Source organism: Methyloglobulus sp., from assembly GCF_964779595.1.
On record NZ_CBAROL010000007.1, the window covers coordinates 15,493 to 34,463 of the forward strand.

At 44.9% G+C, this 18,971-nt stretch carries 20 protein-coding genes; 7 read left to right on the top strand and 13 right to left on the bottom strand.

The features are described 5' to 3' along the window. Positions 1-115: 115 nt before the first annotated feature. From ubiB to hslV, 11 genes are all read right to left on the bottom strand, one after another. Positions 116-1,666, bottom strand: a complete 1,551-nt coding sequence (gene ubiB / locus AC1YY3_RS04345) for a ubiquinone biosynthesis regulatory protein kinase UbiB (protein WP_481823606.1) — start codon at positions 1,664-1,666, stop codon at positions 116-118. Between the two features lie 48 nt (positions 1,667-1,714). Next, the gene (locus AC1YY3_RS04350; RefSeq protein WP_481823607.1) at positions 1,715-2,410 is read right to left on the bottom strand and encodes a DUF1294 domain-containing protein; all 696 of its coding nucleotides are present in this window, start codon (positions 2,408-2,410) and stop codon (positions 1,715-1,717) included. An 18-nt stretch (positions 2,411-2,428) separates the two neighbouring features. Beyond that, positions 2,429-3,037 (bottom strand): ubiquinone biosynthesis accessory factor UbiJ, encoded by a 609-nt coding sequence (locus AC1YY3_RS04355; RefSeq protein WP_481823608.1) that lies wholly within the window; start codon positions 3,035-3,037, stop codon positions 2,429-2,431. Between the two features lie 17 nt (positions 3,038-3,054). Then, positions 3,055-3,543: a type II toxin-antitoxin system VapC family toxin gene (locus AC1YY3_RS04360; RefSeq protein WP_481823609.1), complete on the bottom strand. Its 489-nt coding sequence runs from the start codon at positions 3,541-3,543 to the stop codon at positions 3,055-3,057. Beyond that, complete coding sequence (locus AC1YY3_RS04365) at positions 3,540-4,313, bottom strand: hypothetical protein (protein WP_481823610.1); 774 nt, start codon at positions 4,311-4,313, stop codon at positions 3,540-3,542. The genes AC1YY3_RS04360 and AC1YY3_RS04365 overlap by 4 nt, the downstream gene beginning before the upstream one ends. Before the next feature lie 79 nt (positions 4,314-4,392). Then, entirely contained in the window at positions 4,393-5,154 is a 762-nt protein-coding gene (ubiE, locus tag AC1YY3_RS04370; protein WP_481823611.1) for a bifunctional demethylmenaquinone methyltransferase/2-methoxy-6-polyprenyl-1,4-benzoquinol methylase UbiE, read from the bottom strand. Then, complete coding sequence (locus AC1YY3_RS04375; RefSeq protein ID WP_481823612.1) at positions 5,151-5,549, bottom strand: gamma-butyrobetaine hydroxylase family protein; 399 nt, start codon at positions 5,547-5,549, stop codon at positions 5,151-5,153. The genes ubiE and AC1YY3_RS04375 overlap by 4 nt, the downstream gene beginning before the upstream one ends. 22 nt (positions 5,550-5,571) lie before the next feature. Beyond that, on the bottom strand, positions 5,572-6,024 hold the full coding sequence (locus AC1YY3_RS04380; RefSeq protein WP_482194335.1) for a GNAT family N-acetyltransferase: 453 nt from the start codon (positions 6,022-6,024) through the stop codon (positions 5,572-5,574). Positions 6,025-6,124: 100 nt separating this feature from the next. Continuing rightward, on the bottom strand, positions 6,125-6,406 hold the full coding sequence (locus tag AC1YY3_RS04385; RefSeq protein ID WP_481823614.1) for an antibiotic biosynthesis monooxygenase: 282 nt from the start codon (positions 6,404-6,406) through the stop codon (positions 6,125-6,127). Positions 6,407-6,425: 19 nt separating this feature from the next. After that, positions 6,426-7,748 carry an ATP-dependent protease ATPase subunit HslU gene (hslU, locus tag AC1YY3_RS04390; protein WP_481823615.1) on the bottom strand — a complete coding sequence of 441 codons (1,323 nt, stop codon included), beginning with the start codon at positions 7,746-7,748 and terminating at the stop codon, positions 6,426-6,428. A 4-nt stretch (positions 7,749-7,752) separates the two neighbouring features. Next, positions 7,753-8,298, bottom strand: a complete 546-nt coding sequence (gene hslV / locus AC1YY3_RS04395) for an ATP-dependent protease subunit HslV (RefSeq protein WP_349025853.1) — start codon at positions 8,296-8,298, stop codon at positions 7,753-7,755. A 162-nt stretch (positions 8,299-8,460) separates the two neighbouring features. Between hslV and AC1YY3_RS04400 the strand changes: the two genes are divergently transcribed. Continuing rightward, positions 8,461-9,360 carry a carbohydrate kinase family protein gene (locus AC1YY3_RS04400; RefSeq protein ID WP_481823616.1) on the top strand — a complete coding sequence of 300 codons (900 nt, stop codon included), beginning with the start codon at positions 8,461-8,463 and terminating at the stop codon, positions 9,358-9,360. Positions 9,361-9,369: 9 nt separating this feature from the next. Continuing rightward, complete coding sequence (locus AC1YY3_RS04405) at positions 9,370-9,579, top strand: hypothetical protein (protein ID WP_481823617.1); 210 nt, start codon at positions 9,370-9,372, stop codon at positions 9,577-9,579. Positions 9,580-9,611: 32 nt separating this feature from the next. Here the strand turns inward: AC1YY3_RS04405 and AC1YY3_RS04410 are convergent, their stop codons facing one another. Further along, positions 9,612-10,439: an HAD-IIA family hydrolase gene (locus AC1YY3_RS04410; RefSeq protein WP_481823618.1), complete on the bottom strand. Its 828-nt coding sequence runs from the start codon at positions 10,437-10,439 to the stop codon at positions 9,612-9,614. Between the two features lie 452 nt (positions 10,440-10,891). Here AC1YY3_RS04410 and AC1YY3_RS04415 point away from each other — a divergent pair, with 452 nt between their 5' ends. Further along, positions 10,892-11,953, top strand: coding sequence for a fatty acid desaturase (locus tag AC1YY3_RS04415; RefSeq protein ID WP_481823619.1), 1,062 nt, complete (start codon positions 10,892-10,894; stop codon positions 11,951-11,953). 2 nt (positions 11,954-11,955) lie between these two features. Here AC1YY3_RS04415 and AC1YY3_RS04420 read toward each other — a convergent pair whose 3' ends face one another. After that, entirely contained in the window at positions 11,956-12,642 is a 687-nt protein-coding gene (locus AC1YY3_RS04420) for an O-methyltransferase (protein ID WP_481823620.1), read from the bottom strand. 157 nt (positions 12,643-12,799) lie between these two features. Here AC1YY3_RS04420 and AC1YY3_RS04425 point away from each other — a divergent pair, with 157 nt between their 5' ends. The 4 genes from AC1YY3_RS04425 (at position 12,800) to ftsH (ending at position 18,788) form a co-directional block, all read left to right on the top strand. Further along, positions 12,800-14,161, top strand: coding sequence for an MFS transporter (locus tag AC1YY3_RS04425; RefSeq protein WP_481823655.1), 1,362 nt, complete (start codon positions 12,800-12,802; stop codon positions 14,159-14,161). 22 nt (positions 14,162-14,183) lie between these two features. Continuing rightward, positions 14,184-14,684, top strand: a complete 501-nt coding sequence (ssb, locus tag AC1YY3_RS04430) for a single-stranded DNA-binding protein (RefSeq protein ID WP_481823621.1) — start codon at positions 14,184-14,186, stop codon at positions 14,682-14,684. Between the two features lie 540 nt (positions 14,685-15,224). Next, positions 15,225-16,631 (top strand): sigma-70 family RNA polymerase sigma factor, encoded by a 1,407-nt coding sequence (locus AC1YY3_RS04435; RefSeq protein WP_481823622.1) that lies wholly within the window; start codon positions 15,225-15,227, stop codon positions 16,629-16,631. A gap of 258 nt (positions 16,632-16,889) precedes the next feature. Beyond that, positions 16,890-18,788, top strand: coding sequence for an ATP-dependent zinc metalloprotease FtsH (gene ftsH / locus AC1YY3_RS04440; protein WP_481823623.1), 1,899 nt, complete (start codon positions 16,890-16,892; stop codon positions 18,786-18,788). Positions 18,789-18,971 lie beyond the last annotated feature (183 nt).

Genomic DNA, 18,971 nt, shown 5'->3' on the forward strand with positions numbered 1-18,971 from the left:
CTACAAAATAAGGCTATTTTATAGTAATAGCGGTATTGTGGTTTGCGGGTAAATAAGGAATTCCAACAAGATGCCGACTAATATTTTAACGGATTGACAACTAGATCTAACTTTCCTAGCGCATTAAAATCGCCAAACTAATCAAAATAGCACCAATGTAAATAGACCATAAGGTATTACGGTGCTGCATTTCCATTTGTTGGCGGAGTAGCACCAATTCACGTTGCTGGTTTTCTGCCCGTTTCTGGGCATTGGCGGCATTATCCAAGGTTTTAAACAGCAAGGTGGGGATTTCTGGGAAGTGTTCGGCGACTTCGGGAAATTGTTTGAATAACTTGGTGATTTTAGCTTTCGGACTCATCCGTTCCTTAAACCATTTTTCCAAGAAGGGCTTGGCGGTTTGCCACAAATCCAAATCAGGATAAAGCTGCCGCCCTAAACCTTCGATATTGAGCAAAGTCTTTTGCAGCAAAACCAGTTGCGGTTGTACGTGCATGTCAAAACGACGGGCGGTTTGGAACAGCCGCAGCAACAATTGCCCGAAGCTGATGTCTTTCAGCGGCTTTTCAAAAATCGGCTCACAGACGCTACGGATTGCGGATTCAAATTCCTCAATCCGGGTGGAACTGCCAACCCAGCCGGATTCGACGTGCATTTGCGCGACTTTCCGGTAATCTCGGTTGAAGAATGCCAGGAAGTTTTCCGCCAGATAATGCTGGTCAGTCAGTGACAAAGAACCGACAATGCCGAAATCGACTGCGATATATTTGGCTGGCAACTCGACAAAAATATTGCCTGGGTGCATGTCGGCATGGAAAAAATTGTCCCTGAACACCTGGGTAAAGAATATCTCCACGCCGCGTTCTGCCAATAATTTGAAATCCGCGCCTTCTTTCCTCAATCGCTCGATTTCGCCGATGGGGATGCCATGAATCCGCTCCATGACCATAATCTTGCGACGGGAAAAATCCCAATATATTTCAGGCACATAAAGAATGTCTGAATTCTCAAAATTACGGCGGAGTTTAGCCGCGTTGGCAGCTTCACGGAGTAGGTCAAGTTCATCTAACGTACTGCGTTCAAATTCCGCAACCACTTCCATAGGCCGCAACCGCCTTGCATCTGCCCAAAACTTTTCTGCAATCCGTGCCAATTCGTACAGTAAACCAATGTCGGATTGTATGCCTTCTTCTATATCTGGGCGTAATACTTTGACGATAACTTGTTTACCGTTATGTAATTCAGCAGCATGGACTTGCGCGACCGAAGCCGATGCCATCGGTTCGGACTCAAACTTGGCAAATGCCTGGGAAATACTCATGCCCAGCTCAGATTCAATGATTTTACGGGCGGTTTCGGCTGCGAACGGGGGAACCCTATCCTGTAGCTTGACCAGTTCGTCGGCAATATCTTCTGGCAGCAAGTCCTTCCGTGTCGATAAGGCTTGACCGAATTTTACATAGATAGGACCAAGATCTTCCAAAGCCCGCCTGATCCTTACCGCGCGAGGTTCGGTTTTGGGCTTAAGCCAATAACCAGGGGAAAGCACCGCAAAATAGCGTACTGGGCGGAACAAATGCGTTTTAAAAACGATTTCATCCAGGCCGTGGGAAACCAGCACCCAGTTGATGTGGATGAGGCGAAATATGATTCTCGGATAGAACACGGTTGACCTTTATTGTTAGTTGGTGCTGATGAAAAGCATTAGTCAATATTAATAGTATCTACAGATATTATTAGACTTGCATAAAACAGCTAGAATAGCCGCGATGCCGTTACTATTAAAAAACAATACATCAAGCCAAACCAATATATGGATAATGACAATGAGCCAAAAAATTACTTGAAAAGATGTTTTTTTATTTTTATGCCGAATAACGCGCTGAGTGATTAAAGCGCCAGGCCAGCCACCCAGTAATTCAAATAGATGCATCGTTTGTTCTGGAGTTCGCCATTCATTCTTATGTGCCTTAGTTTTATCGACAGCGTAAACAAAGAATGTTAGTAAACTCATGAGAAGATAAACAAAAAATGGATAAAAGATTTGTTTTTGTTGAATAAGAAGAGTAGAAGCTACAAATGGAAGAGCCGCTATTAGCAATATCGCCTTCATTCCTAACCGATCTTCCCGTTTTACATGAGTTTTAGGCTGATTTTTATCAAAGCTCTTTGTTCTAATTTGCTGACGGGTTATTTCTTGCCCTTTTATAAAAGCATCGTAAGCTCTTATTTTGCCATCCTTATCAGCAACAACCTTAAAGCAAACATTATCTCCTGTTTGGGGTTGATAATTTGAATGCTTTAAATCACGAATGTGAATAAATATATCTTTTCCTCCGCCATTAGGTTGGATAAAACCAAAACCTTTATCTATTTTCCACGATTTAATAATGCCTTCGTATAATTGCATAAACGATTTTCGGTAAACTTATAGAAGTTTTTCCAACCGTTCAATCCTACTTTCCACGCGGTCAGAAGCGTTTCGTAGCTCGTCAACTTGTTGATAAAAAATATCGACTTCCGGTTTGGCGGGTAAATCGCGGGTTTCTTCTTGCAGAAATTCGGCGGTGTTGAGTTTGAATGTCTCGATGGTTTCTTTGCCCCACTCTTGTCCAGAGCGAAAGAATTGGCTGATACGGCTTGCCAAGTCGTCCCCTGCGTATTGGGCAAGCAAGCCTTCAAGGTCAATATCCAATTTTTTGAACACCGCCTGAAATTGCTTTCCGGTCTGGACGTCGCCCTCGATTTTAATCTCGCCAGAAAACACCGAACGCATCGGGTTGGCACTTATGCCCATCAACCCTAATGCCCATACCGAACCACTGATGGTTGTATCAGGCTGGCCAGTAATTTGGTCGATTATCTGGATGGAATCGCTGGCTGGGCAAAGATAAAGAGTTTCATTAAAGGGCTGAATAGTCAGTGCGATGATTTTGCCTTTTAATGGGATAAGCAAATCTTCTTTGTTGTTATCCAGTGCCAGGTACCGATTGAGAGCGGTTTCTAGGGTGGCGATTAGGAGGGGTTTTATGAGCATGTAATGAAGAATACTTACTATTCGAATGGTACGTCTTTTTGACCATCCAAACGGAATGCGCTGGGGTTAAAACTGTCAACCAATTTTATTGCCCTAATATTCGAGCCACCAGAAACCCGCAGACGTTCGCAATATTTGTAAAGAGTAGCGGCATCTTCGGTAAGAATGAATGGGATGGCCTCATGAGAAGCTTGTGCCATGAGCTTTACGTCATCACGAACAACCGCTCGATTATCGCTGCTATCATGCTTGCCCAACAAATTCCATAACCGCGCAGCTTCTATTGAATGCGGTATGTTGAATGGGATAGCTCGAAAATTTTTGAGAGGTAAATCTGTAATCGGTTGCTTTATAGCAAACTCTGCCGCTACGATGGCTGAGAAATATAGGGGGTGCTGCTGTTCAAGTGACAGCTTGTAGTAACGCGCCGCAACTTCATGATTTGGTCTATTACGGTCAACCAAGGAAATCAGAAAGCTAGTGTCCAATAAAACAGATACTGTCATGCTTGTACACCTCGCAGTGTTTCCAACCAAGCTGTTGCATCAGGAACATCCATCCATGCCTTACTTCCTCGTTCTACCATGCGGTTAAATTCATCTTCGTCAAAAATGGGCTTATGCGCCTCAAACGCTAGCAGGCTCAAATTTTGCAACTCTCCGGTCAATAGATTCTCTTCTGCTGTGACATGCAGTAAGGCAGGTCGATATAAGCGGTTCTGTTCTTCTTGTGCCAACAAATCCTGAGTGGAAGCAATGGTCAATACTCCACCGCTTTCCAATTTAAGGTGAACATTGGCTTTAGAACTACCGCCAAGGTCAACCACGGTGCCATACAGATATTTTTCTACATGCGTCCAAGCATCTTCCTGTTTGCGGTAATTGCTTGTTGAATCCACCAAAAACGAAACTTGACCTGATGGGTCTGCAACCAAATATCGCCTATTGGAGTTTTTTAAGGCGGTTGTTTGCCAGCGTTCCACCACGCTAGCCCGTTTTGAGTCAATCAAATTTAGGGTATCTGCTGATTTCAAATGCTCGACATCAGTCCAAAGTGTACTTGCTGCGAGCAAGCCACTTGCCACCAATGCAAGCGAACCGTCTTCTAAAGACACCGAAATCTTACCTAGATCAACTTCACGGCTAGTTCCTTTTAAAAAATCGGCCACATCCTTTTGGAATTCGCCCAACAGCCCTAAAGAAACGTGCGACAGACTGACTTCCACATCATTAATGCGGTCACTGACAGCGAAACGTAACTGGTTGATGGTGTTCATGACTTATTAAACCTCAATTTAACCATTTATCTCTCATGATATTACATGACGGGCGTTCTTTGATATGCACTTGTAAAATTTAGAGTTTATATCCTCGATGCACCGCCACAATCCCCTGCGTCATATTAAAGTATTCACACCGCTCAAAGCCTGCCGTTTGCATCATGGTTTTCAGTTCATCCTGTTTGGGGTGCATACGGATGGATTCGGCCAGATAGCGGTAACTTTCTTCATCTTTTGCGACCCATTTGCCAATTTTTGGCAATAGATTAAACGAGTAAAAATCGTAAACTTTCTCGGTAATCGGGTCGATAGGGTGGGAGAATTCCAGCACAATGGCACGACCGCCAGGTTTTAAAACCCGGTACATGGAGTTCAAAGCCGCATCCTTGTCGGTTACGTTGCGCAAGCCAAACGCAATGCACACGCAATCGAAGGAGTCATCGGCAAACGGCAGACATTCGGCATTCACTTGGGTGTATTGCACATTGCCGATCAGGCCACGGTCGATCAAGCGGTTACGGCCCGTGCGTAACATTTGGGCGTTAATGTCGGCCAGGACAACATTGCCTTCTTCACCAACCCGTTTTTCAAATAAGGTGGTGAGGTCGCCCGTGCCGCCAGCTAGGTCAAGCACTTGCTCGCCTTTGCGGACGTTGCTCAATTGCACGGCAATCCGTTTCCAGATGCGGTGTACGCCCATCGACATCAGATCATTCATGATGTCGTAATGTTCCGCAACCGAATCAAATACGCCGCGCACCATACTGGCTTTTTCTTCGGCTGCGACGCGTTTAAAGCCGAAATGGGTGGTGTTTTCTGTCCTGCTGTTTTCTATCATGGCGATACCGTGTTGTCTGTAGGTTTGCGTTGATGTCCTGCCAGTTCAAGCCTGTGCAGATAATCTGCCCAAAGAGTTGGATATTCCGATCCCAGCTTATAAAGCAGATCCCAACTGTAAATGCCTGTGTTATGCTCATCGCTAAAAACAAATGCGACGGCGTAATTGCCGATGGGCTTGATTTCGTTAATCGTAACATTTTCTTTATCGACCTGGAGGATTTCCTGCCCAGCCCCATGACCTAGTGCTTCTGCCGACGGCGTATAAACCCGCAGGTATTCGCAGGGCAAGTTGAAGGCTTCACCATTATCAAAGTGGATTTCAAGGATGCCGGAAACTTGATGCAGCTTGATGTCGGTGGGCAAGGTGTTGCAGGGCTCAATTTTTAAGCGCATTTTTTGGCTTTAGTTTTCAAGGCTATTCAAGCGGTTTCTGGTAATGATAACCGATTTTCTCAAAGCCTTCCTGCTCCCAAAAGGTATTGCCCGTTTCATTGCTGACATAACAGTTGAGTTCGCTGGCGATACAGCCTTGTGATTTGCCGTATTCTTGCACCCATTCCAATAACTGTTTGCCAAAACCTAGGCGGCGGTATTTAGGCAAGATAAAGACATTATCCGGCTCGATATGTTTGCCGACGTAGAATTTGGTCATCATCCAAAACCCGCAAATGCCAATTAGACGGTCGGCAAGATACAATCCAGCGCATTGATAGCCTTGGACAACCATTTCCTCAAGCCGAGTTTTAAGCGTGGTCTCGGAGAGAGAAGGGTTAAGTTGTTGGATGATGGGGATGATTGAGATCAGATTATCGGATTGGATGAGTTTGATTTCCGTTGCCATTGCTAGGGTGATCGCTTTAGAAAACATGAACACGGGTGAGTATGCTTATCCCCAACAATTATAACTTCGAAGCGTTGGGCTACTTTATCCTCAACTAGGCTAAAATTTGTTCGGTTGGGGATAGTGTTTACAACATACCCTCTTCCAACAACTCCAAATACACAAATTCAGGTGCTTTCACACCGGCTTGTTTCCTGATTTCAACTAACTTATCCGATTCAAAAAATGCTTTGGCATCAGCAATAGATGTCCATTTAGAAAAATGGACGATCTTTTTGGCGTTATTGTCGTATTTTAAAACCTGATAGCTCAATTCACCTGCGTTTTTTCTGATAGCCTCAGCGTTATCAAATACGGCTTTCCAGGCTTTATAGTCTTCAACTTCATGGATGATGAGTACGTGTTCCATAAACAAAATATAACGGCGACTATAAGATATAGCGGCTCAAATCCTCATCTTCCACAAACTCCGCCAGATGATTGTCTACATAAGCCGCATCTATGACGATGGATTTATCCATCAGGTCTGGCGCATTGTAGGAAATATCTTCTAGCAAGCGTTCCAAAATGGTATGCAAGCGCCGTGCGCCGATGTTTTCGGTTTTTTCGTTCACCTGCCAGCCCATCTCGGCAATGCGCTTAATGCCATCTGTGGAAAAGCTCAGGTTAACGCCCTCAGTTGCCATCAAGGCGACATATTGTTCTGTCAGTGAGGCATTGGGTTCGGTCAGGATGCGGACAAAATCGTCTGCCGATAAGGCACTGAGTTCGACGCGGATAGGGAAACGGCCTTGCAGCTCCGGGATTAAGTCAGACGGCTTGGTCAGGTGAAACGCGCCTGAAGCAATAAATAAGATGTGGTCGGTCTTGATAACACCATATTTGGTGCTGACGATACTGCCTTCTACGATAGGCAATAAGTCACGCTGTACGCCTTCGCGCGAGACTTCGCCGCCACTGCCGTGATCGGATCGCTTGCAGATTTTGTCGATCTCGTCCAGGAAGACAATGCCGTTTTGCTCGACGGCTTCCACGGCCTTAACCTTAATGTCTTCATCATTGACCAGTTTAGCGGCTTCTTCTTCCTGCAAGACTTTCATGGCTTTCGCTATCTTCATCTTGCGGGGCTTGGTGCGCCCAGAACCCATGTTCTGGAACATGCCTTGTAATTGGCTGGTCATTTCTTCCATGCCCGGCGGTGCCATAATCTCAACGCCCATCGGCATCATGTTGACATCGACCTCGATTTCCTTGTCATCCAGATTGCCTTCACGCAATTTTTTACGCATCTTTTGGCGGGTGGACTGTGCGGTATCCGACATCATGCCGCCATCCGCTTCGGGCAGCAGAATGTCGAGGATTCGGTCTTCGGCGGCATCAAAAGCGCGGGTTTGGACTTTTTCCATTTCCGACATACGCATCATTTTGACTGCGGTATCGGCAAGATCGCGGATTATCGACTCGACATCGCGGCCCACATAGCCGACTTCGGTAAACTTGGTGGCTTCTATCTTAATGAACGGAGCATTCGCCAAACGCGCCAAACGACGGGCTATTTCAGTTTTACCTACACCCGTTGGGCCTATCAACAAGATATTTTTCGGCGTGATTTCGTCACGCATGGACGGGTCAACGTGTTGCCTGCGCCAGCGGTTTCTGAGGGCGATAGCCACAGAGCGTTTGGCATCGGCCTGACCAACAATGTGTTTATCCAGTTCGCTAACTATTTCTTTAGGGGTCATTGGGTTCATGCGCTTACTCGTTGGGTTCCGTGTCTAATTCTTCAATCCGTAGATTATGGTTGGTGTAAATGCAGATGTCGGCGGCTATCCTTAAGGATCGTTCGACGATTTCGCGTGCGCTAAGATCGGTGTTTTCCAATAACGCCCGTGCGGCGGCTTGGGCAAACGAGCCACCTGAGCCTATCGCCATCAAGTCAAACTCAGGTTCGATAACGTCGCCGGTTCCGGAAATAATGAGCGAGGTTTTGGCATCGGCAATAGTAAGCAGGGCTTCCAGTTTGCGTAACGCACGGTCAGTGCGCCAGTCTTTAGCCATTTCTACGGCGGCGCGGGTCAGGTTGCCCCTATGCTTTTCCAGTTTGCCTTCAAAGTGTTCAAATAAGGTAAAGGCATCGGCGGTTGCGCCAGCAAATCCGGCGATGACCTTGTCATGGTAAAGACGGCGCACCTTACGCGCGTTGCCTTTCATCACGGTATTACCCATGGTGACTTGACCGTCACCGCCGATGACGACCTTATCGCCACGGCGAACAGAGAGTATGGTTGTTCCTCTAAACACTTTATTTTCCTGCTAATTTTGCTTGATGGTTTAATTTTACCTTGTCTCCCTACATAATGTGGGAAAAAATCGAAAAGACAAGGGTGGTTTACAAGTTTTAATTATTTGCGAATTAGCCATGGTCGATGAATATTTGTAACTTACAACTTAGGACTGTTTGTGATGACCGTAAATCCCATAGAAGTTGATGTTCTTTGTGTAGGTCACGCCTCGTATGATCTCGTTTACTCTGTGCCACATCATCCCCGCGAAGATGAAAAAATGGTTGCTGATAGTTTTTTGAGTTGTGGCGGTGGGCCAGCAGCAAATGCGGCGGTAATGGTTGCAAAACTGGGTTTAAAGTCGGCTTTCGTAGGTTATTTAGGGTGTGATATTTATGGTGAAATACACCAGCAAGAGTTGATAGATCATTCAGTCAATGTAGAAAAAATCGTGCGGGGGACATCGCCAACACCGCAGTCAATGGTATTGGTGAAACCTGACGGCAAACGGGTGTTAATCAATTATAAAGGTGAAACTAAGGCGTTACCTGAAGCTGCGGTGGATTGCTCCACACTTAAAACTAAAGTTATCTTGTTCGATGGTCATGAACCACACATTTCTATACCACTTGCCAGATATGCGAAAGCACAGGGCATCCCGACGGTGCTGGATGCAGGTTCGGTGCATGAAGGCACTCTCGCCTTAATGGATAAGGTCGATTATCTGGTGTGCTCAGAAAAATTTGCCTTACAATTACACAATGACACTGAAATTGCTCTCAGCCAACTGGCAGAAATATCGTCCAATGTGGTAATAACACTGGGTGATATAGGTTTAATCTGGCAACAGGGGAGTACTCGCGGGGCGTTACCCGCATTTCCTGTTGATGTCGTCGATACGACGGGTGCAGGCGATGCCTTTCACGGCGCATTTGCGGCGGCAGTGGCGCTAGAGATGTCGTGGGATGAGATATTGCGCTATGCCAGCGTTGCTGGGACACTTTGTTGTACGAAAGTGGGAGCAAGGTTGGGCTTGCCATCATCTCAAGAGCATTGGGCGTTTTTTAAGCGAGATAAGTAGGCTGGGACGATGCTTTTCGTATTCCCACAAATCAAACCGGTGCTACGCGTGGTTAGAACGTGTTCAAGATCGTCACGAGCCGCAGCCAGTTGTGGGCGATTGGTGCGCGTCAACCGGAGTTTACTTGAAGTAAATGAGGATTTCGAGTACCGCCCAGCCGCAAATGGCGGTGGCGCAGTAGATATTGAACAGGTTCTTAGCAAAACCAACTGTCCATGAAGATAGTGTGCGTATCAGGCGACTGAGTTGATTTAGTTCAGCAACTTCAACGCTTCTGTTACCGCGCGAATATCTTGCATAACCCACGTCGGCTGGTATTCCGATGTTTTCAGGTCGGCTTCTGTCGAGACCCCGCCCAATACCATCAAGCTACGTATCCCAGTGCGTACAGCACCTAAAATGTCGGTTTCCAGTTTATCGCCGATGGCGATGGTTTCAGCTAAATCAGCACCTAATCGGCTTATTGCTTGCTGGTACATGATAGGTTCGGGCTTGCCGATAATCGTCGGGCTAACGCCGCTTGCGGTTTGCAATGCCGCCAGAATTGCACCATTACCATGTATCAAACCGAGTTCCGTGGGCAACGTGTTATCCCCATTAGTGCCGTAAAACTTCGCGCCAGCACGGAGATTAAGCGTCGCCGTCGCCAGTTTATCCCAGCTTATCGAATGATCCTTACCACAGACGACCACGTCAGCGCCTGTGCTGGTTGCACTATTGATTTCGTACAATCCGGTTAGGATAAAGCCTTGTTCTTGCAGCGCTTGGGTCGCACCGTCTTCACCCACCACAAAAACACGGGTTTGGGTGGGATCCATGATTTCAGCCAGATACATCGCCGTTGCCATTGCGGAGGTCATCACTTCTTTAAGATCAACGGTAACACCCATGCAGGCGAGTTTTTGCACATACTGCTGCGGCGTATGGCTGGCATTGTTGGTTGCCAGGATAAAACGGAGGTTTTTATCGCGCAAGGTTTGAAAAAACTCAGTTAATCCTGCGATTGCTTGGTTGCCATGCCACAACACGCCGTCCATGTCGATAATAAGGGCGCGGATATTGGTAAACGGGTTATTCATAGAGTGATTTTCCTAAAAGGGGTTTGTCGAAGTAACTGGGTTTAGCTTAAGAGCTATTAAGCACAAAAGTAACTGAAAACAGTGTGCGTTATAAACCAATACGGTCAACTATGGGTAACAATTGACCTTAATACGTTCAGCGTAGTGATGTTTTTTAGAAAAAACAACCGAGCGATAGCGCAACGGTAACAAATATTAAATTCATTATTTCCTATTCTTGTTAAATAAGGCAGAATAGTGCCTGAGTATACCGCCTGAAATTCCCCCGCTTATTTCCCGCCTATTACTTTAAGACAAAACTGTTTTCAGTTTTTATACTTATTTTAGGAATAGGATAACGCTAACCATGATTTTTATAGTTAATTTGCAGATTACGCGATTAAATCGTCGTTTTGGACAGCCATTGCACCCGATAAAGCCTAGCCACGTACACGCAACTCCAGGTTTTACGAATGTCACAGAAATTTAGCAGTCTCGAAGCCATGTCACCAAGCACTGAACAAAGCCAACCTAATCGAAAAGACCTGATCCAGGCTTTATCAATCTACGCACAACCGGATTATCGCAAGGCGTTAGTCCAAATATCCAATACCTTCATACCTTATGTTGGCTTATGGGCGTTGATGATATATACCGTCGTACAAGGCTTTTCTATTTGGATAACCTTATTAATATCAATAGCAGCATCGGCGTTTTTAGTGCGGCTGTTCGTGCTGTTCCATGATTGCTGTCACGGTGCTTTTTTGCCTTGGCGATTGGGTAATCGCTTGTTCGGCTATATTGCTGGGGTTTTAACTTTCACACCGTACGAAGATTGGCAGCGCAACCATGTCATTCATCATGCCAATTCTGGGGATTTGGATAATCGGGGAATAGGTGATGTTTGGACATTAACCGTGGCAGAATATTTGGCTGCACCCAGACCTAAACGTTTTGCTTATCGGATTTTTCGTAATCCCTTGGTATTGTTCAGTATTACGCCGCTTGTCTTGTTTGTGATTGTCCATCGCTTCCCCAGTTCGGGTGCTAAAAAGCGCGAAAATCACAGTGTCATGTTAACCAATGTCGCCCTTGCTACACTGATACTGGTGATGAGTTTGACGGTAGGATTCCAAAATTATCTTTTGATGCAGTTTCCGATTATCTTGTTGGCGGCAAGTATTGGTACGTGGTTGTTTTATGTTCAGCATCAATATGAAGATGTGTATTGGTCACGGAATGACAGTTGGGATTTGACCCGTTCTGGTTTGGAAGGCAGTTCGTACTATCAATTACCTGTGGTATTGCAGTGGATAGTCGGCAATATTGGCTTGCATCATATCCACCACGTCAGAGCCAATATCCCCAATTACAATCTGCAACGTTGTTTCAATGAAATACCGGCATTGCAAGCAGTCGCTCCGCTGACTTTACGGAAAAGTATGCAATCGCTTTGGCTAAACTTATGGGATGAAGACGCGCAAAAACTGGTGAGCTTCAAGTCGATAAAAGCCATGCCGCGTGTTAACAAATAGAACTACAGCTTCTTACGGGCAACGATAACGCCGTCACGGGTAGGATTAATGTAGCTATCAAAATCGGGATCGGCAAATATTTGCTCATTATGATCACGAATAGCTTCTGTCCAGCCTGGTACGACATCTTCGAACTCGACCATAGCCACGCGACCATGCCACAACACATTATCAGCAATGTATAGTCCGCCAGGGCGAATGCGGTCTTTTGCTATCTGCCAGATTTCAGGATAATCGCCCTTATCGACATCGTTATAACAGATGTCGAACACCCCATCGGTCTGTGCAAAAAGGGTTTGTGCTATTCCAGTGTGGAAATCAACTCTATCCCATAAATTAGCTTCGCTAAGAAATTGCTCGGCTTGCTCTTTATTGAGCGGATCGCCATCCGTGCATATCACTTGTCCTTGTTCGCCCACCGCCTTTGCAAACCAGTAGGCAGAGTATCCATATCCACTACCAAATTCAAAAATCCGCTTGGCATTGATAGATCTTGCTTGAGTTTCAAGAAAAGCACCGACCAAGCGGTCAACGATGGGGAAGTTACGCTCTCGCGCTAAGTTTTCCATTACAGTTAATATGGGATGATCGGTTTTACCAAGCAAGCCGCGCATATAACTCTCAATGGCGGGATTAACCGGAATAAGCAAAGTGGGATTAGGCAGGGTAGGGGATTGGATGTCAGTCATTTTGATATTCCTATTGGGGTTAAGCAGATGCCAAGGCAAGAAGCTAACAAAGATTGTTATAATGAAGAGAGTGTAAGCTCTAAAAAGTTTCTTACAACCTACTAAACGCCATTCAAGGAGTGCGTGCTTGACAGAAGTACAGGATATTACCAGCCCGATGACGGCATCGGAACGCCGGGCAACCTGGTCTTTAGCCAGTATTTATGCTTTGCGGATGTTGGGTTTGTTTTTGATTATGCCAGTAATGTCGCTATTTGCCGAGCAGATGGTGGGTTCTACGCCGTCGTTGATCGGATTGGCGATTGGCATTTATGGTATGAGTCAAGCCTTGTTGCAAATCCCTTTCGGTTTGGTGTCTGACCGAGTCGGGCGAAAAAAAATTATTGTTTTTGGGTTGCTGCTGTTTTGTTTAGGTAGCGTGATTGCCGCGCTTTCCACCAGTATTTACGGGGTTATTTTTGGTCGTGCCGTGCAAGGTTCCGGGGCAATTGCGGCTCCGGTGATGGCGTTGTTGGCTGATCTGACGCAGGAAGTGCATCGCACCAAGGCTATGGCCTTAATCGGTGCGAGTATTGGCGTATCCTTTGGCGTGGCGATTGCGGCAGGGCCTATTATTGCTGGATTCATCGGCATACATGGCATATTCTGGTTGATTGCCGTGCTGTCATTATTGGCGATTCTGGTGATTATCTTCTTAGTGCCGCAGCCGCAACAATCGAAAAAACACCGAGATGCCGAGCTGGATTCAGGTTCATTTTTTCAAGTATTAAAAAAACCTGAACTGCTACGATTAAATTACGGCATTTTTGTGTTACATGCCATCCTAATGGCAAGCTTTGTCGTCGTGCCGTTATTGATGCGTGATGCGGGTTTATTACCTGCCGAGCATTGGAAAGTTTATTTGCCAGTATTTGTCGCCTCGTTTGCAGTAATCATTCCGTTTGTGATCTTGGCGGAAAAAAAGCGCAAAATGAAGTCGGTATTTCTATCTGCGATCCTGATTTTGTTACTGGCAGAGTTGGGTTTAATGCAGTTTAGCACCTCATTATTTGGCATCATCGGTTTTCTGTGCTTATTTTTTAGCGGCTTTAATTTGCTGGAAGCCACACTGCCGTCCTTGATTTCCAAAACCGCGCCTGGCGATTTGCGAGGAACGGCGATGGGTATTTATTCGACCTTCCAGTTTTTGGGTGCTGGTATCGGTGGTAGTTTGGGTGGTTGGTGTTATGGCGAATATGGTGCAAAGGGCGTGTTCTTGTTTTGTGCTTTAGCCGCCCTAAGCTGGTTGATACTGTCATTTAGCATGACACCGCCGCGCTATTGGGCAAATCTGCTGATTTCACTGCAATCCGTTACTGAACAACGAGCGGATGAATTTGCCTCAGAAATGCTTAAACTTAAAGGTGTTGAGGACGTAACGCTACATTACCAGGAAGGAGTGGCTTATTTGAAGGTCGATAATCAGCAATTGGATCGACAGGAATTACAAGCGATGATTACAAAATATACCCATGTTTGAAATCAATAAATGAGGAAAACACATGCTAAATAAAGTCACGTTGATAGGAAACCTCGGTGCAGATCCCGAAGTTCGTTTGATGCCCAGTGGTGGTTCTATAACCAGCATCAGGCTCGCCACGACAAGTCGCTGGAAAGATAAACAATCGGGGGAGCGCAAAGAGGCAACAGAATGGCATAGGATTGTTTTTTTCAATCGTTTAGCGGAAATCGCCGGCGAATATTTGAAGAAAGGTAGCCAGGTCTATGTCGAAGGTCGTTTGCAAACCCGTAAATGGCAAGGACAAGATGGACAAGACCGTTACACGACCGAAATTTTAGCCCAAGAACTGCACATGTTGGGTAGCCGTAGCGGCGGAACAGGCAATTTTGGGGCTGAACAAGGGCAAAATACCAACTATCCTCCCGCTGCGGCACCGGCGAGTAATCCATATCAACCAGCAGCACCACAAAATAACCCAAGTGCAATGCCGTCGCCTCCACCGCCGGATTACGATGATTTTGACGACGATATTCCTTTCTAATATGTTGTAATATAAAGTATTAATATTGCCACCAGACATAAGTGGCTGTGCTTATCCCCGCAGTAAAACCGCTCTATACCTAAGCCTGTTTCAGTTAATGAATTGAAACAGGCCAGATTTGTTTCCTAAAGCTCTGCGCCACGCCGCCACATACTTGGACAAAAAAAGTCTTGTCCAAGTATGTGGCGATATAAATCCCTTTTCTTCACCTAACAATACACACAAAATAATTTTTTTTGAGAAACTCTCATGAAATCCATAAATATATTCTCAAGTAAAATCAATAGCTAATAAAATTTCTATCGGGGAAAATTGGTATTGTCTATGTTTTGTATAAATATTGTTTGACAACGATAAATAATGTCGATAATATTTACCTCGAATTCGAAATTAGTACTGCTTCAGAAAACTTATAAAACTAATACATTAATAACTTGTCCTAGCAAGGTGGTGATTAATCCATTTGTTTTTATATGATTTTCCGACGCAAATTTGACTACTCATGTTTGATATAAACAATGTTTGCGAGGATTTGGTGTCATGATACTATTAACTGAATATATGTCTGTACCGGAAGTCAACGGCACTGTTGTTGCTAACAACAATCCAGTTGATAAGAAGCCTGCATTAAGCAATAAAGAGGTAGAAAGTACCGAGAATAGAAACTTACAGCTTGCTCGGCGGGTTGAAGAGCAAAAAACTAAGTTAATAAACACGCTGTCCAAGTTTCCTATCACCGCGTTGTGGGTGCTTAACAAATATGAACAACAATGTGACAAAGCCGAACAAGAAGATGACGGTGCTGCTGTTGCGTCAACCGAATTTAGCGATTTCTTAAAAGATGTAAAAAAACATTATCAATTCGTTAGTCAGACGGCTGCTGAGAATGCTCAAAATGAAGAGGTTTACAGCAATGCAAAACGTCGATTAACCTTCGCTGTCCAGCAATTTCCTTTTGCTTTTGAAGATCTTGTGAAGCTGGTTGACATCGTTACCTACGCGTTCAAATTAAGAGGTCTCTCCGTTCAGGCAAGATCGCAAGAAAAGAAAGACTATGAAATCATCCTAAAACGCTTACATGGCGCTAGCCGCCGCGATACGCCAAGTATGGCCGATCAATTCAAAGCGATGGCCTTGCACGAGCATGAAGAACAGTTCTTGTTTTTATCTACTGAAGACATGAGCCAACTGCTGGCTGACGTGGTTTTGTCAGAACATTTCTGGTTAACGCACAGGCAACAACTCGCCACAGTCAATGCAAAGCTTGTGTTGTTTATCGCTAACCAATACAAAGGTAACTTCATGGACTTTGAAGATCTAGTCCAAGAAGGTCATACCGGTTTACTTAAGGCGGTAGATAGATTTAAGTATCGTTTGGGCTTCCAATTTTCAACTTATGCGGGTTATTGGATCAGGCAAGCTATTTCCCGCTCTTTGTCGCGCTCAGAACGCGTGGTACGGATACCTTGTGGGCAAATCGCTACTATTAATAAAGTGTTCCGTACCAAAGATGCGATCACACTGAAAACCGGTACAGAACCCAGCACTAAAGAGTTAGCTGAGCAAACTCAGTTATCTCAAGACGAAGTCAATACGCTGCTTTCCATATCGCAAAGCGCTGTTTCTTTGGAAGCTTTTGATGATGATGAAGATGAGCAATCTTTTGCACCAATCAATTTTATAGCGCAAAACGTTTTCCCGCATTCATACAATATGATTGCCGAATCTGAGCTGCAAGGTTTGGTTAAAAACGCCATCAAGACCTTAAACCCAAGAGAAGCAAAAATTCTATGTTCGCATTTTGGGGTAGGAACAGACCAGCAAATGACTTTGCAAGAAATTGGTTCGGAGCTTAATTTAACCAGGGAAAGAGTAAGACAGATTCAAGTAGTGGCATTGAATAAGATAAAAATGCGCTATGGCGATCAATTATTGAGTTTCTTGTAAGCCAAGATGCTGAAAAAATGACATTTTTTTACAGAGTAAAAGCTTAAAAAGTAAACGGTTTTGTAAAATATTAAGATAAGTGTTTATAAAAGCAATTAAAATGACAAGCTTTTTTGTATTTAGTGATGGGTTAACTCTAAAAGCATTAGGACAGCAATACGGCTAGGGTTTTACGGTTATTGGATATAGGTTTCAAAAAAGAACGGCGCAAATCAAAACTATAGACTTCAGTCAAATGGGGTCAGGAGAAAAGTAATCATGAAAAGATATATATTGAACACATTGCTCTGGAGTGTTGTGTTTACTGGCGCGTTTTTAATATACAACAGGATAAATGCAACCCCGCCTATACAAGACTCGCTTGCCTATTCGGAATTTATTGCCAAAGTTAAAGGTGGTCAGGTTGATCGGGTTGAGATTGCCGGAACATCAATCAAAGTTCGTACCTCTGATGGTCAAAACCTACAGACATTTAATCCTGGTGACAATCACTTGATTGATGATTTGTTAAGTGCCGACGTTCAAATCAGAACCACACCACCTGCACAACAGTCGATGGCAATGCAGATATTCATTGCTTGGTTTCCTATGTTCCTGCTGATTATCGTCTGGATAGTTTACATGCGTAGAACGCAAGGCGCGGGTGGTGCAGGTCAGTTCGGCAAAAGCAAAGCCAAAATGCTTGAAGAAGACAAGATGACGGTTAAATTTGCTGACGTTGCAGGTTGTGAAGAAGCCAAAGAAGAAGTCTCAGAATTAGTTGATTTTCTAAGGGATCCACAAAAATTCCAACGACTGGGCGGCATGATACCACGCGGTATTTTGATGGTAGGACCTCCAGGTACGGGTAAAACCCTGTTAGCGCGAGCCATCGCAGGTGAAGCAGGTGTTAAATTCTTTACTATTTCAGGTTCAGATTTCGTCGAAATGTTCGTCGGTGTCGGTGCATCGAGAGTACGGGATATGTTTGCACAGGCTAAAGAACATGCGCCTTGCATCATCTTTATCGACGAAATTGACGCAGTAGGTCGCCAAAGAGGTGGTGCTGGCATGGGCGGCGGCAATGACGAACGTGAACAAACACTTAACGCATTATTGGTAGAAATGGACGGTTTTACGGGTAACGAAGGTGTCATCATTATCGCTGCAACCAACCGCGCTGACGTACTTGATAAAGCCTTGCTACGTCCAGGTCGTTTTGATCGTCAAGTAACTGTCGGTTTACCTGATGTGAAAGGTAGAGAGCAAATCTTAAATGTCCACATCAAAAAAGTCCCAGTAAGTGATGATGTTGAATTGAAAAACATCGCTAGAGGTACCCCCGGATTTTCCGGTGCTGATCTAGCTAACATCATTAATGAAGCGGCACTGTTGGCGGCACGTACCAATAAGCTGAAAGTTGGCATGAACGAGCTGGAAAAAGCCAAAGACAAGATCTTGATGGGTGCTGAAAAGCACACGATGGTCATGACAGAAGACGACAAAAGGCTCACCGCCTATCATGAAGCAGGTCACTGTATTGTAGGACAAATGTCACCCGATCACGATCCCGTGTATAAAGTCAGCATCATGCCAAGAGGTAGGGCATTAGGTATCACCATGTTCTTGCCAGAACGCGATCAGTACAGTGCTAGCAAACGTAAATTGGAAAGCCAAATAGCCAGTTTGTTTGGTGGACGTATTGCTGAATTGATGATTTACGGTGGAGATCGTGTAACCACCGGTGCGTCTAACGACATCGAACGGGCAACCGAATTAGCACGTAACATGGTAACGCGTTGGGGCTTTTCCGACATCATGGGGCCGTTGGTCTACGGCGAAGAAGGTGGTCAACCGTTCATGGGTTACTCGGCTTCAGGTAGCAAAGTATCAAATGGCGTTCAAGACAAGATTGACGAAGAAATTCGGGCAGTCATCGACAAAAACTACAAAAGGGCTGAAAGCTTATTGCAAGATAACATCAGTATCTTACATAAAATGGCGGATGCCCTGATGAAATGGGAAACCATTGATAAAGCTCAAATTGATGATTTGATGGCTGGTAAAGATCCAAAGCCACCTGTTGATAGCAACGATTCATCAAACAAACCCGATATAACACCCAAGCAGGATACAACAATAACATCTGATTTCAAAAAACCTGCCGGACAAGTTTGAGGTGCGCTCATTAGGGGAGCTTCGGCTCCCCCTTTTTTTGCCTAAAATTTAGTGTGCCATATCAATACGTAGTTTTTTGTATTGCAATGGTGGTTTACACCCAAAGCTATTCACCATCAATTCCTTGCACAAATCTTCAATCGTTTATAATCCAGACTTAACAGCTTGTTGGTTTTTGAATAA

Coding starts and splice junctions, on each gene's coding strand:
- AC1YY3_RS04375 (WP_481823612.1), bottom strand. CDS start 5,549: ATGCGCTTAAAAATTGAGCCCTGCAACACCTTGCCCACCGACATCAAG.
- AC1YY3_RS04400 (WP_481823616.1), top strand. CDS start 8,461: ATGACCGTAAATCCCATAGAAGTTGATGTTCTTTGTGTAGGTCACGCC.
- AC1YY3_RS04380 (WP_482194335.1), bottom strand. CDS start 6,024: ATGTTTTCTAAAGCGATCACCCTAGCAATGGCAACGGAAATCAAACTC.
- AC1YY3_RS04350 (WP_481823607.1), bottom strand. CDS start 2,410: ATGCAATTATACGAAGGCATTATTAAATCGTGGAAAATAGATAAAGGT.
- AC1YY3_RS04415 (WP_481823619.1), top strand. CDS start 10,892: ATGTCACAGAAATTTAGCAGTCTCGAAGCCATGTCACCAAGCACTGAA.
- AC1YY3_RS04360 (WP_481823609.1), bottom strand. CDS start 3,543: ATGACAGTATCTGTTTTATTGGACACTAGCTTTCTGATTTCCTTGGTT.
- AC1YY3_RS04420 (WP_481823620.1), bottom strand. CDS start 12,642: ATGACTGACATCCAATCCCCTACCCTGCCTAATCCCACTTTGCTTATT.
- AC1YY3_RS04425 (WP_481823655.1), top strand. CDS start 12,800: ATGACGGCATCGGAACGCCGGGCAACCTGGTCTTTAGCCAGTATTTAT.
- AC1YY3_RS04405 (WP_481823617.1), top strand. CDS start 9,370: ATGCTTTTCGTATTCCCACAAATCAAACCGGTGCTACGCGTGGTTAGA.
- AC1YY3_RS04365 (WP_481823610.1), bottom strand. CDS start 4,313: ATGAACACCATCAACCAGTTACGTTTCGCTGTCAGTGACCGCATTAAT.
- ftsH (WP_481823623.1), top strand. CDS start 16,890: ATGAAAAGATATATATTGAACACATTGCTCTGGAGTGTTGTGTTTACT.
- AC1YY3_RS04410 (WP_481823618.1), bottom strand. CDS start 10,439: ATGAATAACCCGTTTACCAATATCCGCGCCCTTATTATCGACATGGAC.
- AC1YY3_RS04355 (WP_481823608.1), bottom strand. CDS start 3,037: ATGCTCATAAAACCCCTCCTAATCGCCACCCTAGAAACCGCTCTCAAT.
- ssb (WP_481823621.1), top strand. CDS start 14,184: ATGCTAAATAAAGTCACGTTGATAGGAAACCTCGGTGCAGATCCCGAA.
- ubiE (WP_481823611.1), bottom strand. CDS start 5,154: ATGATAGAAAACAGCAGGACAGAAAACACCACCCATTTCGGCTTTAAA.
- hslU (WP_481823615.1), bottom strand. CDS start 7,748: ATGAACCCAATGACCCCTAAAGAAATAGTTAGCGAACTGGATAAACAC.
- AC1YY3_RS04385 (WP_481823614.1), bottom strand. CDS start 6,406: ATGGAACACGTACTCATCATCCATGAAGTTGAAGACTATAAAGCCTGG.
- AC1YY3_RS04435 (WP_481823622.1), top strand. CDS start 15,225: ATGATACTATTAACTGAATATATGTCTGTACCGGAAGTCAACGGCACT.